At 43.5% G+C, this 13,929-nt stretch carries 14 protein-coding genes; 8 read left to right on the forward strand and 6 right to left on the reverse strand.

What is annotated here, in order from left to right; genetic code table 11:
* Window positions 1-205: 205 nt before the first annotated feature.
* On the forward strand, window positions 206-829 hold the full coding sequence (locus DUK53_RS12060; protein ID WP_036094352.1) for a hypothetical protein: 624 nt from the start codon (window positions 206-208) through the stop codon (window positions 827-829).
* Complete coding sequence (locus DUK53_RS12065; protein ID WP_124892764.1) at window positions 826-1,887, forward strand: hypothetical protein; 1,062 nt, start codon at window positions 826-828, stop codon at window positions 1,885-1,887. Before DUK53_RS12060 ends, DUK53_RS12065 begins: the two co-directional genes overlap by 4 nt.
* Before the next feature lie 81 nt (window positions 1,888-1,968).
* Here the strand turns inward: DUK53_RS12065 and DUK53_RS12070 are convergent, their stop codons facing one another.
* Window positions 1,969-3,396, reverse strand: coding sequence for a M56 family metallopeptidase (locus DUK53_RS12070; RefSeq protein ID WP_052165066.1), 1,428 nt, complete (start codon window positions 3,394-3,396; stop codon window positions 1,969-1,971).
* 2 nt (window positions 3,397-3,398) lie between these two features.
* The gene (locus DUK53_RS12075; protein ID WP_036094350.1) at window positions 3,399-3,797 is read right to left on the reverse strand and encodes a BlaI/MecI/CopY family transcriptional regulator; all 399 of its coding nucleotides are present in this window, start codon (window positions 3,795-3,797) and stop codon (window positions 3,399-3,401) included.
* 170 nt (window positions 3,798-3,967) lie between these two features.
* Between DUK53_RS12075 and DUK53_RS12080 the strand changes: the two genes are divergently transcribed.
* The 5 genes from DUK53_RS12080 (at window position 3,968) to fdhD (ending at window position 9,237) form a co-directional block, all read left to right on the forward strand.
* Window positions 3,968-4,537, forward strand: a complete 570-nt coding sequence (locus DUK53_RS12080; protein ID WP_036094348.1) for an NAD(P)H-dependent oxidoreductase — start codon at window positions 3,968-3,970, stop codon at window positions 4,535-4,537.
* 125 nt (window positions 4,538-4,662) lie between these two features.
* Window positions 4,663-4,953, forward strand: coding sequence for a hypothetical protein (locus tag DUK53_RS12085; protein WP_036094347.1), 291 nt, complete (start codon window positions 4,663-4,665; stop codon window positions 4,951-4,953).
* Window positions 4,919-7,906, forward strand: a complete 2,988-nt coding sequence (gene fdhF, locus DUK53_RS12090; protein WP_036094345.1) for a formate dehydrogenase subunit alpha — start codon at window positions 4,919-4,921, stop codon at window positions 7,904-7,906. The genes DUK53_RS12085 and fdhF overlap by 35 nt, the downstream gene beginning before the upstream one ends.
* Window positions 7,906-8,382, forward strand: a complete 477-nt coding sequence (locus tag DUK53_RS12095) for a helical membrane plugin domain-containing protein (protein WP_036094344.1) — start codon at window positions 7,906-7,908, stop codon at window positions 8,380-8,382. The genes fdhF and DUK53_RS12095 overlap by 1 nt, the downstream gene beginning before the upstream one ends.
* Before the next feature lie 63 nt (window positions 8,383-8,445).
* Window positions 8,446-9,237 (forward strand): formate dehydrogenase accessory sulfurtransferase FdhD, encoded by a 792-nt coding sequence (fdhD, locus tag DUK53_RS12100; protein WP_036094342.1) that lies wholly within the window; start codon window positions 8,446-8,448, stop codon window positions 9,235-9,237.
* 40 nt (window positions 9,238-9,277) lie between these two features.
* Here fdhD and DUK53_RS12105 read toward each other — a convergent pair whose 3' ends face one another.
* Window positions 9,278-10,141 carry an SDR family oxidoreductase gene (locus DUK53_RS12105; RefSeq protein WP_103034918.1) on the reverse strand — a complete coding sequence of 288 codons (864 nt, stop codon included), beginning with the start codon at window positions 10,139-10,141 and terminating at the stop codon, window positions 9,278-9,280.
* A 1-nt stretch (window position 10,142) separates the two neighbouring features.
* Window positions 10,143-10,562 (reverse strand): MarR family winged helix-turn-helix transcriptional regulator, encoded by a 420-nt coding sequence (locus tag DUK53_RS12110; RefSeq protein ID WP_077917928.1) that lies wholly within the window; start codon window positions 10,560-10,562, stop codon window positions 10,143-10,145.
* Between the two features lie 108 nt (window positions 10,563-10,670).
* Here DUK53_RS12110 and DUK53_RS12115 point away from each other — a divergent pair, with 108 nt between their 5' ends.
* A complete protein-coding gene (locus tag DUK53_RS12115; protein ID WP_036094338.1) occupies window positions 10,671-11,171 on the forward strand; it encodes a hypothetical protein in 501 nt (166 codons plus the stop codon).
* Between the two features lie 43 nt (window positions 11,172-11,214).
* Here DUK53_RS12115 and DUK53_RS12120 read toward each other — a convergent pair whose 3' ends face one another.
* On the reverse strand, window positions 11,215-11,985 hold the full coding sequence (locus tag DUK53_RS12120; RefSeq protein ID WP_052165068.1) for a sunset domain-containing protein: 771 nt from the start codon (window positions 11,983-11,985) through the stop codon (window positions 11,215-11,217).
* A gap of 210 nt (window positions 11,986-12,195) precedes the next feature.
* The gene (locus DUK53_RS17970) at window positions 12,196-13,737 is read right to left on the reverse strand and encodes an LPXTG cell wall anchor domain-containing protein (RefSeq protein WP_036094337.1); all 1,542 of its coding nucleotides are present in this window, start codon (window positions 13,735-13,737) and stop codon (window positions 12,196-12,198) included.
* Window positions 13,738-13,929 lie beyond the last annotated feature (192 nt).

Consider the following 13,929-nt stretch of genomic DNA (forward strand, 5'->3'; position numbering starts at 1 on the left):
GCGGGACGGGCTTGGGGGATTGGATGGGATTTGAAATTTTTTATTTGTGTTTTGTGATTATATCGGGTTCTTTAAATTTTGTTAAGGAATGTATGGGGGATTAAATATTTCCTAAAGATATGCGGATTGTCATTGTTCGGATTCGTGATTTATGATACTTTTAGGGTAGGTTATGGAAAATTCGTGAAGTGTGGAGGCAGATGATATGAAGAATAAGTACAGTTGGATGTTGCTAGGGCTCGCTGTGATTGTGGGTGGATTTTTTATTGGGAAGCATTATTATACGAAGGCTTACGCGGAGAGGGAAATCGATGCGTTTATTCAGGAGCAAAGTGTGCCGAATAAGGCTATTTATGATGAGAAATTTGTGTGGGATTGGATGAAAAGTGGGGATTATGTGAAGAATTTCAAGGTTCGGGGAGATTCGGCGGATATTGTGTATCAGTATATTTTTATAGGTAAGGGGCAGGATGTGTTGTTTATGCCGTATTCGTTTACAAGTGATGAGCCGGATGTGAAGTATCCACTTGCGAAAACGGAGGATGATTTTAATTTGTATCTTGGGGAGGCTTATGAGGATGGAGGTTCGTCGCTTTATGTGCAGCATTTGAAATTGTTTACTGGTATGGAGCCTAGTCTGGATGATGGGAAGTATGTGTTACATAAGACTAGTGATATTTTTGACGCGGATGGGAAAAGGATTGAAGCGGATGATATTAAGAAAGGCGATGCGTTGAAAATATATTTGTCGGAAAATACGGCAGTTAAGGAGACGTCTCCTGCGCAGATTGATGGGGAATATATTTTTAAGATTGTGAGGGAGAAATGATGGATGCGAAGAAAAAACGAGTGGTGGTTGTGATTGTGGTTTTACTCGTTTTAGGTGTGGCTTTTGCGATAAATAAGGTTGTGAAGGCGAATAAGGAATTGCGTGTGCAGGTGGTGAACGAGAAGGATCGGACGCGGTTTATCGGTGAGGATGGGGTTGGTTTTTACTCCATGGTGGATACGCGGGATACGATTTATACGTTGGTGGATACGGAAGGCGATACGGACAGTTACAACATCGCGAAGGCTGTTTATGGGATTGATAAGAAGACTGGCAAAATGGAGATGGTGCCAGGTTCTAGCAAGATGAAGTTTGGCATGGACGGGATTGATTCGACTTTTGGGAATGAGGATTATCTTGGTTGGGTGGAGGCAGACGCGGACGGTGCGACACGGACGGTTATCTATGACATCGAACAGGAGAAAATTTTGAAGAAATGGAAGGGCAGTGATGCGCACTCATTTTTCGATTTTCATGTGATAGGTCACCGGGTTTATTGGTTGGAGTCTAATGGGAAGACGGGATTGGTTATGTCGTATGATTTGAAAACGGCTGAGGAGGAGCAGCTTGATGAGGTTGGAGCGGACGGGACGGTTCTGGCTTTTTCAGAGCATAAAATGTGGTATCGGGATATTCGGCGAGGAAGCGGGCATTTGAAGTGTTATGATCTGAGGTCTGGGAATTACGAAATACATGATTTAGGCGTGGATTATAGTGATTTGAAGCCAGTTGGTGATAATTTGGTGGCTTATTCCAAGGGTAACGGGCTTTACTTGTACGATACGAAACTGCAAAAATCGGTGTTGTTGAATGGGGAGGATAATGGGATTAAGGCGAATTATGATGGAAAGGGGCTTATCGTTACGGATCAGATGTCGTATAAAATAGAGCATTTGGATGGGATTCGGTATAGTAATATGATCGAGTCGGAGTATCCGGATAATCATCTTTTTTCCACGGCAGAGCGGATTCGGTCATTGCTGTTTGTCACGAATGTTGGGGAGCATGAGGAGATTATATCGATGAGTCAGGATGCTTTGCGGTGGTTGGATAAGTAATAATAAAACACCCCAAAATCAGAGTTTTAGTCTAATTTTGGGGTGAACATTAGATGGGGAGCATCGTTTGTTTTTAATGCCTTATTTTGCGTTCTCAGCGGCCATTTTTACTTTATAATCAGCGGCTGTTTTTTCGTCATATTTTTCGCTTGTTGCCTTAGTTGCTGCGTTTTCTTCGCTCATCTGTTTTTTCTTTTCTTCAGTAGCCGCGGCCATTTTTTTGTTGAAAGCTGCGTCTTCTGCTTTCTTAGCTGCGTTTTCCTCAGCCATTTGTCGTTTCTTCTCTTCGTATGCTGCATCTACTTTTTTGTCGATTTCTGCGCTTGTTACTTCCTCAGTGGCATTGTCGCTCGCCATTTTTGCTTTATAATCAGCAGCCATTTTTTCGTCATATTCTCCGCTTGCCACTTTATCTGCTGCTTCTTGTTTTACGGCTTCTTCTTTTTTCATTTTGTCTGCCATTTCTTGCTTTTGTGATTCGGTTGTTTCGGCCTTTACGTCCACTAGAGAGAACGCGGATACGCCCAAAATAGCGATGAAACCTACTGCTGTTAATAGTTGGGATTTTTTATTGAATTTTTTGATCATAATGATTCTCCTCTTTAATCTTAGTTTGTTTTTACTGAAATGTGCCAATGTGGATGGCTGGTAGTACGTCGAATATTGCTCTACTAATGTAATAATGGTGTGCCCGTAAGCGGTTCTTTCTGCGGGATTGATGAAGGTCAGGGCCATGTTATCGCAGGCCATTTCTTGATCTTCTCGCATGGCGCGATTGGCGTACCAAAGAACCGGGTTGAACCAGTGGACAATAAGCAGGCAATTCATCAGTAAATTAATGCTGATATCTTTTCTTTTATAGTGGGATAATTCGTGATAAAAAATGTATTTTAGTTGATCGTTATTTAGATGCTTTACGTGTTTTTCATCAAGCAAAATCCTAGGTTTGTTCATTCCGAATAAGGTTGGTGCTGAAATTTTTCCAGAATAATGTAACGGGATGTCTTTTTTAATGGACATATCTTCCTTGCATTGGCGATAAATGGCCAAAACTCGTTTGTCTGTTATTTCGGGTTGCTTACTTATATAGTTATATAGACGTCTGTTTGTCAAGATTATGAAAATTCCAGCAATCAGAACGCCTAGTATCCAAATACATAAAAAGATAGTGTATACGTTGATTTCGACAGGTACGTCTTCCGTTATGACGGGTACTTCTGCGATGGCTTCGGGTGGTATTGCTGTGCTTTCTTGGCTAACAATGGGAGCGGGCTCAGGGTTTATTGGTAGTATGGAGTAGATGCTGAACGAGCTTTCTGGGAACCATGGTAGTACAAGCCTTGCTATTAGAATTAGCCATAATGCGTATTTCCATTGCGGTGTTAGCCATTTTTTTAATGCGAATCTGATGCACAGAAGGAAAACGACTAACACGCTTGCCAAAATAGAAGTTTCGATAACCCAGTCAAAAATGGAGGGGAGATACGTGTGCCATAGCGTATGAACCATAACTAGTTATCCTTTCTGGGATTGGACTCAGTTTTATCATCTAAAAGTTGCTTTAATTCATCGATATCTTCTGCGGATAGCTTTTCCTCTTTTATAAAGTTAACGAGTAATGGTTTGAAAGCTGCGCCGTAAAAACGGTTTAATAATGATTTTGTTTCGCTTTGCATGTAATCTTCTTGGGAGACTAATGCGGTGTATGTGTGCAGTTTTCCTTTTTCTTGATGGGAGGAAATAGCTTCTTTTTGGACTAGTCGGTTGAGTAACGTTCGTATTGTTTTAGGACTCCACTCGTGTTCTTTTTCCAAGGCTTGAATTATTTCACCGGCCGTTAATGGAGATTCTTGCCAAATAACTTGGATAACTTCTAATTCAGCTTCGGATATTTTAGGTAAGTGTCCCATGTGATGCCTCCTTTCTTCGGACTACATTTGTAATCCGTGAATAAATAGTAACATGCATCGTTATTGGAAGTCAACCCCCGTTCTAATACTTGTGTTGCATCTAAAGGTTTTATGGAGTAGAGTAGCATGTATAAATGAAAATACAAAGCAAGCAAGGAGCGCGATCAAAGATGAATGTACTACTAATTTATACGTATCCAAATCATGAAGGGTTAAATTATGCCATTAAGGAGACGGTGGAAAAAGAGTTGGGAAAGAAAAATATCGTCAAGGGAATTGACCTTTATAAAGAGGAGTTTGATCCTGTTTTACGTTTTGATAGTATGAATAAGCGTCGAGATTTACATAGAGATGCGTATACAAAGGAGTATAGAGAGCAGCTTCTTTGGGCGGATTTTTTGATTTTTATTTATCCGATTTGGTGGAGTAGCACGCCGGCGATTTTAAAGGGATTTATTGATAAGGTGTTTGCGAAGGATTTTGCGTATAAGTATAAAGGGATTCGGCCGATTGGGTTGCTGAAAGGGAAGCGGGCTTGGATTATTAATACGCACGATACGCCAGCGGTTTATGCTAACTTTATTCAAAAGGATTATGGGCGAGTTCTCAGTAAGCAAATTCTGAAAATGTGTGGTATTTCGACATATAAGCATACTTCTTTATCGTATGTAAAAGGTTCTAATGAAGTCAAAATAAATAAATTTCTGCAAAAAATTGCTAGGATTAGTAGTACTATTTGATATGGGTAATGTGTTCATGATGTGGGTTTAAGGTAAAATTAGATAAGAATCTGGATGGTGGGAATTAGTCTCTATTAGCACTAATTTTCACAATCTGGTAGGTGGTGTGAAAAGGGCGCCAACACGTGATTGAGAACGATTATCAGTTAACTTTTTGCTATTCAATTTTCACAATAACTGATATAATGAAAGGTGAATGGAAACGCTTCCTGAAGAATAGGATGCTAGCTGGAATACAAACGCTTTCGCTCGATTTGTTGGAAGCGGAGTGTGCATCTTACCTGAAGATAAGGTTTGGTATTTTTTATCTTATTTGTGAGGTGGGTCAAGCGTTTTTCGATAAATGGCATGAGTTTTTAGTTTTCAAGGAGGGATTTTTGGATGAGTGCGAAGGTGAAAGTCACGGTGAAGATTAATGGCAAGGCGCATGATGTGGAAGAAGGAACGCGAATTTTAGATTATTTGAATGATGAGGGCGTGCATCATCCGCATATTTGTTATAGTAAGCAGATGGGCGCGATTCAGTCGTGTGATACGTGTATGTGCGAGGTTGACGGCGAGTTGATGCGGGCTTGTAGTACGGATTTCAAGGATGCAATGGAGATTAAGTTGGATTCGGAAAAGGCGAAAGAGGCGCAACTTGAGGCGATGGACCGGATTTTAGAGAATCATATGTTGTATTGTACGGTTTGTGATAATAATAATGGGAACTGTCGGGTACATAATACGGCGGAACTGCTTGAGGTGGATTCGCAGGAACGGCCATTCCGTGAGAAGGGCTATATCAATGACTTCTCGCACCCGTTTTATCGTTATGATCCGGATCAGTGTATTCTTTGTGGGCGTTGTGTGGAGGCGTGTCAGAGTGTGCAGGTGAATGAGACACTTTCGATTGACTGGGATCGGCCGCAGCCCCGGGTTATTTGGGATGATGATCGTCCGGCGAATATGTCGTCGTGCGTGTCGTGTGGGCTTTGCTCGACGGTTTGTCCTTGTAACGCGATGATGGAGAAATCGATGCTCGGCCAAGCTGGATTTATGACGGGAATTGGCGAGGAAGTGCTGGAGCCAATGATAGATATGGTGAAAAAAGTGGAGCCGCCGTATCAGACGGTTTTCGCGTTGTCGGAAATGGAAAAATCGATGCGGGATACGCGGACGAAGAAAACGAAAACGGTTTGTACGTTCTGCGGGGTTGGGTGTTCGTTTGAGGTTTGGACGAAAGGTCGTCAAATCTTGAAAGTGGAGCCGACTGGTGAAGGTCCTGTGAACAAATTTGCGACGTGTGTGAAGGGTAAATTTGGTTGGGATTTTGTGAATAGTGAGCAGCGTTTGACTTCGCCGTTGATTCGCCAAGGTGATGAATTTGTGGAGGCATCTTGGCAGGAAGCGATTGCTTTGATTGCGGAGCGTTTGGGCAGTTTGCGTTCGGAGTTCGGCAATGATTCGCTTGGTTTTATTTCTTCTTCTAAGACAACGAATGAGGAGAATTATTTGATGCAAAAATTGTCTCGCCAAGTGTTTGAGACGAATAATGTGGATAATTGTTCGCGTTATTGCCAAGCGCCGGCGTCGGATGGTTTGACGAATACGGTCGGAATTGGGGCGGATTCGGGAACGGCGGAGGATATTGAGACGGCCGGACTTGTGATTTTGGTCGGTTGTTCGCCGGCGGATGGGCATCCGGTTCTTGCTAGTCGCATGAAGCGTGCGCAGAAATTGAACGGCCAGAAATTGATGGTTTCGGATCTTCGGAAGCATGAGATGGCGGAGCGCGCGGACTTGTTTATTCGGCCGAAGCAGGGTACGGATTTTGTGTGGTTGACGGCGGTTGCGAAGTACATGATTGATATGGGATGGCATGATGCGCCGTTTATGGAAGCACGGATTTCGAATGTGGCGGATTACATGACGTTCCTTGAGCCGTTTACGCTTGAGTACGCGGAGGCTGAGACGGGGCTTTCGATTGAGACGCTGCAAAATGTGGCGCAAATGGTACACGAGGCTGATGGCACGGCGATTTGTTGGGGTATGGGTGTGACGCAAAACATTGCGGGCTCGCATACGTCGGCGGCGATTTCGAACTTGCTGCTTGTGACGGGGAACTTTGGTCGTCATGGCGCGGGCGCGTATCCGCTTCGTGGGCACAATAACGTGCAGGGTGCGTGTGATATGGGATCCTTGCCGAACGTATTGCCGGGCGTGCAGTCGATTTTGAATCCAGAAGTTCGCGCGCGTTTCTCGGAAGCGTATGGCGTGGAAATTTCGGAAGTACCGGGTCTTAAAAATAACGAAATGCTTGACGCAATCGAGGCTGGGACGCTTAAAGCGATGTACTTGATTGGGGAAGAGATGGCTTGGGTGGATTCGAATACGAACCATGTCCAAGATACGCTCGCAAAACTCGATTTCTTCGTTGTTCAAGATGTCTTTTTATCGAAGACGGCGCAGTTTGCTGATGTTGTTTTACCGGCATCGCCTTCGCTTGAAAAAGAGGGGACGTTTACGAATACGGAGCGTCGTGTGCAGCGCTTGTACGAAGTGTTAGAGCCGCTTGGTGATTCGAAACCGGATTGGTGGATCATTCAAGAAGTGGCGAACGCGTGTGGTGGTGATTGGAACTTTACGCATCCGAGTGAGATTATGGATGAGGTTGCTAGTCTGGCGCCATTCTTCGCGGGTGTGAGCTATGATCGGATGGAAGGTTTTGATAGCCTTGTTTGGCCGGTTTCGGCGGATGGTGTCGATATGCCGCTGCTTTATGAGGATCGTTTTAACTTCCCAGATGGCAAGGCGAAATTGTCTGTATTGCCTTATATAGCGCCGATTGAGTTCCCGAAAGAGTTTGATTTAACGCTTAATAATGGTCGTTTGTTGGAGCAGTTCCATGAAGGGAATTTGACGCATAAAACGAAGGGCTTGGATTATAAATTACCGGAAGTTTTTGTAGAGGTATCGAAGGAATTGGCGCAGAAACGTGGTGTGGAGGACGGTTCGCTGGTACGATTGACGTCGCCATACGGTCACATTAAGGTACACGCGGTCGTGACGGATCGGGTTCGCGAAAATGAGGTTTACTTGCCGATGCACTCAGTCAGTCACGAAACGGCGGTCAACTTGTTAACGTCGAGCGCGGGTGATGTGCGGACGAAGACGCCGGCCTACAAACAAACGAAGGTAAACTTAGAAGTATTGCAAAAATGTGGCGAAAATCCGCTACCGAAACATAACCCACGAAATGCAGCAAGGTTCCCGCAAAATGGTGTGGAAATTGAGCGCAAGTGGGCACGTGCGGACTACAAACCGATTTCGAAGCATAATTGTGCTTGTGGTGGAAACTGTGCGTGTAAGAAAGGGAGTGACGCGTGATGGCAGAACCGATTTCTAAAATCCGCCGTGTGGAAAAAACAGAAGATCAGATAAAACAGGATAAAATGACGGCAATAAAAGACCAGATTGCGACGGATGATGCGGCTTTCATGGAAGTTTTGGAGTTAGTGAAGTCGCTGCATGATTCTGGGGCGCTGGATATGTTGAACAGTGCTTTGAAGGCGAAAGAGGATATCGCGACGACCTTTTTGAACGAGGCGCGGAAGGAACCGGCGACGAATGCGATTAATAATTTGATGATATCGAGTAAATTATTGACGGAGACGAAACCGGAGCAGACGGAGCAATTGTTGGCTGGACTGGCGAACGCGCAGGCGAAGGCGAATGAGAGCTTGAAAGATGACACGACGCTGGGACTTTTCGGCTTGGCAAAAGCGATGAAGGACCCTGATGTGAACCGGGCGTTGCGCTACGGCTTGGCATTTTTAAAAGGCGTCGGCCAGGAACTGAAATAAAAATTAGACTCCAGATGGTGCTTACAAATGCGCATCTGGGGTTTTCGTTAGGTGGGGGCGAGGATGGAAACGACTGCGGGGCTTGGGATTCGACGTTTTAAAGAGGGGCATATGTTTGATGATGTGGCGACGGTGGCCGTGGAGTATCCGCTGACGATTTATGTGAACGAGGAGGAGCTGGTGACGATTGTCTGCACGCCGGAATATGCGGAGGATTTGGTGATTGGGTTCCTGACTTCGGAGGGGATTGTGCGCGGTGTGGCGGATATTGATCGCGTGGAAATCATTGAGGCGACGGGTCACGCGAAGGTGACGGCGAATTTTGTGAATAAATTTAATGCGAAATATCGCGCGAAACGTTACATCACGTCTTGTTGCGGGAAGTCGCGGGAGAATTTCTATTTTCAATCGGATGCATCGCTGGTGGAGACGCGGAATGAGACGGATTTGGTGTTGCGTCCGGCGGAAATTTTCGATTTGATGTCGCGATTTGAAGCGGATTCTGATACGTTTCGCAAAACTGGCGGAGTGCATAACGCTGCGCTTTGCAGTCGTGATGAGGTCATTTGTGTGCGGATGGATATTGGCCGGCACAACGCGCTTGATAAAATTTATGGACATTGCTTGAAGTCAGAAATTCCGATGACGGACAAGGCGATTATTTTTAGCGGTCGGATTTCCTCGGAGATTTTAGTGAAGACGGCGAAAATTGGTTGCGGTATTATTTTATCGCGCTCGGCACCCACAGAACTAGCGATAGAAATGGCGCGGGAACTCAATATCACGGCTGTCGGCTTTATTCGCGGTAATGAATTTAGTGTGTACAGCGGGCAACATCGGATTTTGGAGAATTAGAAAAAGCGCCAGACCTCAATTTAGAGATTTGGCGCTTTTATCATAGAAATGATGTCCGATAATCTGCAATATACTGATCGATAGAAGTCAGTTCACGTTTTAGAAGTTCGTTCGCAGTGACCGTGACTTTCTTCGCGTTTCCCATCTGCGTAATAAAATACAACATCGTCATCACATTCGCATACTCTTTCGGAATACCACGCTTGATCATCGTCGACCGGAAATACCGCAGTGACGGCTTACTATACGTGATTTTTTTTCCTAGAATTGCAGTCATTCTATCCGCAACTTCATCGTAACTCACGGCTTCCTTCCCAGTAATACTATATTTCTGATGCAGATGATCAGGCGTATTCATGAGACAAATCGCCGCAATCTCACCAATATCCCGCGTATCAATAAAACTAGTTTTTGCTTTGCCAGCTGGGATAAACAAATCGCTGTGCTTCTGAATATCCTCCTGATGAGTTGTATTCAAGTTCTGCATGAAGAAACTAGGTCGCAAAAAAGTGTACGGCAACGCAAGGCGCACCATCTCTTTCTCGATTTTATGATGCGGCGTGACTGGATTTTTCTCAACTCCAATCAAAGAAACGAAAACGACATGAGCTACAGAACGCTCTTTTAAAAACCGCAAAAATGGAAACATATCCTCTTTCGGTTTGGAAAGCTGCGGAGGGCGGACAAAAAACACTTTTGTAATACCTTCTAATGCACTAGGAAAAGTAGCGGTGTCCAAGAAATCGAAATGAATAACATCGACTAATGCGTTATCTGCCCATAATGTTTTACTTTTTTCAGGATTCGAGACCCCAGCACGCACTGCTATACCGTTTTCCGTTAACTTCTGAACTACTGTAAAACCGATATTTCCTGTGGCGCCAAGCACTAATATTTTCTCCAAATCACTCATCCCTTTCTAGTTTTTTCTGCAATAATGCCACAAAAATGCGCTGTTCTTCGGGTGTGTAGATTGATAAAAAAGAGGCGGTTACTTCCTGACTGGTGGCTTCGAGTTGCGGCAGGATTTCATGGGCACTTGGAGTCAGTTGTAAGGAAAAGGAGCGCCGATCTTGCGTATTTGCCTGTTTTGCAAGAAGTCCTTTTTGCTCAAGCCTAGAAATAATACCAGATACAGTCGGCTTATCAAAACCAAGTCTGTCTGACAGGAGGCGACTCGTAACTGCCTGCCCATCAAGGATTTGAAGATGTTTCAAAATAGCCCACTGCGCACTGGTGACGTCGTGTTTCTCCAAAGCGACATTCAAAGCATGACGCAGCTTTTTCGCGCTGTTCATTAATAAATAACCAAATTCGTTCATCATATCACCTGTTTCGTAAATAATAAAAGCATATAGTTAGTATACTAACTATATGCTTTTATTGCAAGGTTTATCAGATTCTATATTATAATGAATAGCAGGAGGTGTCTCATGAATCCGCTAGAAAATTATTTCCCGTTCCAAGTGAAAAGTCTCTTCCATGTCATTTCCACCGAAGCAAATATTCTTAAGAAACTGCAACACCAAGCCTTTCATGAAAGCAATATCTCGATTATAGTCACAACGAAAATTTGGAAATTAGCAGATTTTCAGATGGAGTTTCCAGAACTCGAATGCGAAGAATTGTCACTCAAAAAGAAATACATACTCATCAAAAATGTACCATCCAACTATCCGAAGATGCTACATTTGATGGAGATTTATAAGAATTCAGGATTAGAAATGTATATCTTTCTAACAGACAATTTGCAATACCATTGGGTGGAAGAAGAAGTGATGACACCAATTTTGATGCGGAAAAAGAAGAAGTCGCAGCTAGTGATTAATCTTGGGAATAACGATTTAATGCTGTTTTTCAATCAAGACGGAAGGAAGACGCACGCGATTGGAGTAGGGGAACAATGGCTGGCAAAATTGATAAGCTTTCATTAAATATAAGAAAAAGCACCAAATTTGAATTTGGCACTTTTTAGGATTAACGCTCTGACGGCCTGTATCCTGCAGCTTCAGCCTCGGCGGTTGTTTTGAACCAAGCAACGACATTCTTTGTACGGTTATAGTAGGTTCCACCAGGTAAGTGGTAGATGCCGTTAACGCTACCTTTTATCGTTCCTTGACCATTCGAATCGACATATTGATTCCCGCTTCCACCATCGTTACTCGCAGGCGGAGAGGCTTGTTTTGCTTGAGCTTCTTGCTTTTCACGCTCTTGTTGATCCTTCAATGCTTGTTGCCGCTGTTCTTCTTTTTCCTTCGCTTTTTGAGCTTCTTCCGCTGCTTTTTCTTTCTCTGCTATTTGGGCGGCCTTTTGTTCTGCCTCTAATTTTGCTTGCTGCTCTTGCTGGATTTTTAAGTCTTTCGCTTTCTGTTCAGCAAGTGCTTTATCTTTAGCCAATTGCGCCTGTTCTTTTTTCAATTGTTCAGCCTGTATTTTGGCTAGTTTTTCTTGCTCTTTCTTTAGCTCAGCTTGTTCTTTTTCAAGTTTTTGCTTAGCTTCTTCTTGTTCCTTCGCTAATTTATCCTTTTGCACTTCTTCGCTCTTCGTTTCGACTTTAGGCTCTGCGGCTGTTTGCGTTGTCGGTGCCATAGTAGCACCAATAATCGCTAAAACAAACGTCCCTCCTAAAATAATCAAATTCAGCTTCGGTCTAAAAAGTTTCTTTCCACGGATAAAGATTCCTAAAATTAACATAACAAGAGCATAGAAAAAACCTAAAAATGCAATCAAAAATAAAAATGTCCCCATAAAACTGTATCGCTCCCTTTAAAATAAGTTTTTATTGTTCCCCATCATAGTATACTCTATAGAAGCGCAAAAAAACTTTTTAAGTCGTGAACGTAGCTATTTCGTTCGTAAGCGTTAAAAATTGGGGGTTTTTAAGTTATAATCATATCTTTTGTAAGAATTCGGAAACAAAAAAGACGCAAAATCTGATTTTGCGTCTTTCCCTATTTTTTATGAACGTTTTCTCAGGTAGAATAAAGCTGTTGCGGAAATGAGTAGACCGAAAGCCACGAATCCGTTTGTGCTGGAATCTCCTGTTTTTGGTAGCTCATTTACTCTTGCAGGTACGATTTCGTTTCCAGCTGCTTGTGCTTGTTGTGTCGATTGCTCAGACTCTGAGTTAGCTGGTGTTTTAGAAATAGTAGCTGACTTCACTTCTTGCACTTGTTTCGTACCATAAGTGTAATGTGTAACGTCACTGACACCACCGTTATCATCAACTGCAATCAGATATGCTGTTTCGCCTGGTTGTAGCGGACGATCAAGAACGGCATGGTAGCTGCCAGAGTAGTCCACGCGTGTTTCAGCAAGAACTTCTTCGCTTTCCTCTGTGATAACGAAAAGCGTTGTATCCGGCTCTGTACCACCGTAAATGTCTGTGTCTGTACTCATATCGAAGTTAACAGAAGGGGCGGAGTAAAGCATGATGCCCATTACCGAGATAACTTCATATTGGAAATTAAGAGTAGAAACGTTGCCACTAGCGTCTTCAGCTACGATAACCGTACTGTTTGCGCCAATGCTTGACGTGTCTAAATGTGTTGCGCCATTTTGGAAATAAACTTTCACGTAGCCAGAGTTATCTGTTGCGTTCACTAGCTCTTCTGCTGTCCATTCCTCACCAGGCCACACGTAGAAAACATCCTCATCTTGGCTGATAAATGGTTTCGTTGTGTCTACCACTGTGTAATTAACGGTTACAGTTGTTGTAGTAGAGCCTTTTGTTGCCGTAATTTGCACGGATTGTGCGCCGATTTTGTCAGTCACTGGTTGTGTTTTGAAGGAAAGTTGCACGTTAGCAGCACTCTTAGTTACAAAAGTACTTGGTGTCGCTGTCGCATCATTTAGCTCCAATGTGACGTTGTTTTTCGCTGTAGCAAGTACAGTCGTTTCTGGTTTCACTGGTTGCTCAGGATCTGTTGGTTTAGGATCAGGAGTTACTGGTTTTTCTGGATCCGGTTTTGTTGGTGTTTCAGGATCTGGTTTCACAGGCTCCACTGGATCAGGATTCGGCGTTACCGGTTTTTCTGGTTCTGGGTCCGGCGTTACCGGAGTCTCAGGGTCAGGCTTCACAGGTTCCACTGGATCAGGATCAGGAGTTACTGGTGTTTCAGGATCTGGTTTCGGTGTTACATTCGGATCTGCATCAACGGTATAGCTGACCGTGATTTCTTCCGATGTTCCGTCGTTGTAAGTAACGACAATCGTTGTTTCAAAAGTGCCTACTGTGTCGTTCTTTGCTACTACACCATCCTTGTAAGTTAGGACTGGAGCACGATCTTGGCTAAAAATTTGCACAAAATCAGCTGGAATAATGTAATAACCTTGTGTTACATGAACATTTGGTTTAGCTGCGACTTCAGTGGTTTCCCAACCTGCTTGTTGCTGTGCATCTTGTTGGGATGTCATTTCCTCGGCAAATACAGGACTTACAGTTGAAAAAGTTAGTCCAAATACTAGCGCGATGCTAATCGATTTTTCTTTTAGGTACATGAGTGTCTCCCCTTTTTAATATGCTTAGTTTCTATTGTACAAGGTATCAATTTCTTTGGCTAGAGAAAAAATGTACATTTGACGGCAAAATTTATCAAGTTCACAGTTTGTTCACATTTAAATTTAATGTAGGGACAGGCGCTGGTTGTAGGTGGGGGACGGATTTTGGTGAGGATAGATCGTTGTGTGCCA

Source organism: Listeria sp. SHR_NRA_18 (assembly GCF_003856515.1).
Lineage (GTDB): Bacteria > Bacillota > Bacilli > Lactobacillales > Listeriaceae > Listeria_A > Listeria_A newyorkensis.

Excerpts from the sequence above, each read along its gene's own strand:
- DUK53_RS12070 (WP_052165066.1), bottom strand. The coding sequence starts at position 3,396 with ATGGTTCATACGCTATGGCACACGTATCTCCCCTCCATTTTTGACTGG.
- fdhF (WP_036094345.1), top strand. The coding sequence starts at position 4,919 with ATGAGTGCGAAGGTGAAAGTCACGGTGAAGATTAATGGCAAGGCGCAT.
- fdhD (WP_036094342.1), top strand. The coding sequence starts at position 8,446 with ATGGAAACGACTGCGGGGCTTGGGATTCGACGTTTTAAAGAGGGGCAT.
- DUK53_RS12115 (WP_036094338.1), top strand. The coding sequence starts at position 10,671 with ATGAATCCGCTAGAAAATTATTTCCCGTTCCAAGTGAAAAGTCTCTTC.
- DUK53_RS12110 (WP_077917928.1), bottom strand. The coding sequence starts at position 10,562 with ATGATGAACGAATTTGGTTATTTATTAATGAACAGCGCGAAAAAGCTG.
- DUK53_RS12120 (WP_052165068.1), bottom strand. The coding sequence starts at position 11,985 with ATGGGGACATTTTTATTTTTGATTGCATTTTTAGGTTTTTTCTATGCT.
- DUK53_RS12065 (WP_124892764.1), top strand. The coding sequence starts at position 826 with ATGATGGATGCGAAGAAAAAACGAGTGGTGGTTGTGATTGTGGTTTTA.
- DUK53_RS12080 (WP_036094348.1), top strand. The coding sequence starts at position 3,968 with ATGAATGTACTACTAATTTATACGTATCCAAATCATGAAGGGTTAAAT.
- DUK53_RS12075 (WP_036094350.1), bottom strand. The coding sequence starts at position 3,797 with ATGGGACACTTACCTAAAATATCCGAAGCTGAATTAGAAGTTATCCAA.
- DUK53_RS12095 (WP_036094344.1), top strand. The coding sequence starts at position 7,906 with ATGGCAGAACCGATTTCTAAAATCCGCCGTGTGGAAAAAACAGAAGAT.
- DUK53_RS12060 (WP_036094352.1), top strand. The coding sequence starts at position 206 with ATGAAGAATAAGTACAGTTGGATGTTGCTAGGGCTCGCTGTGATTGTG.
- DUK53_RS17970 (WP_036094337.1), bottom strand. The coding sequence starts at position 13,737 with ATGTACCTAAAAGAAAAATCGATTAGCATCGCGCTAGTATTTGGACTA.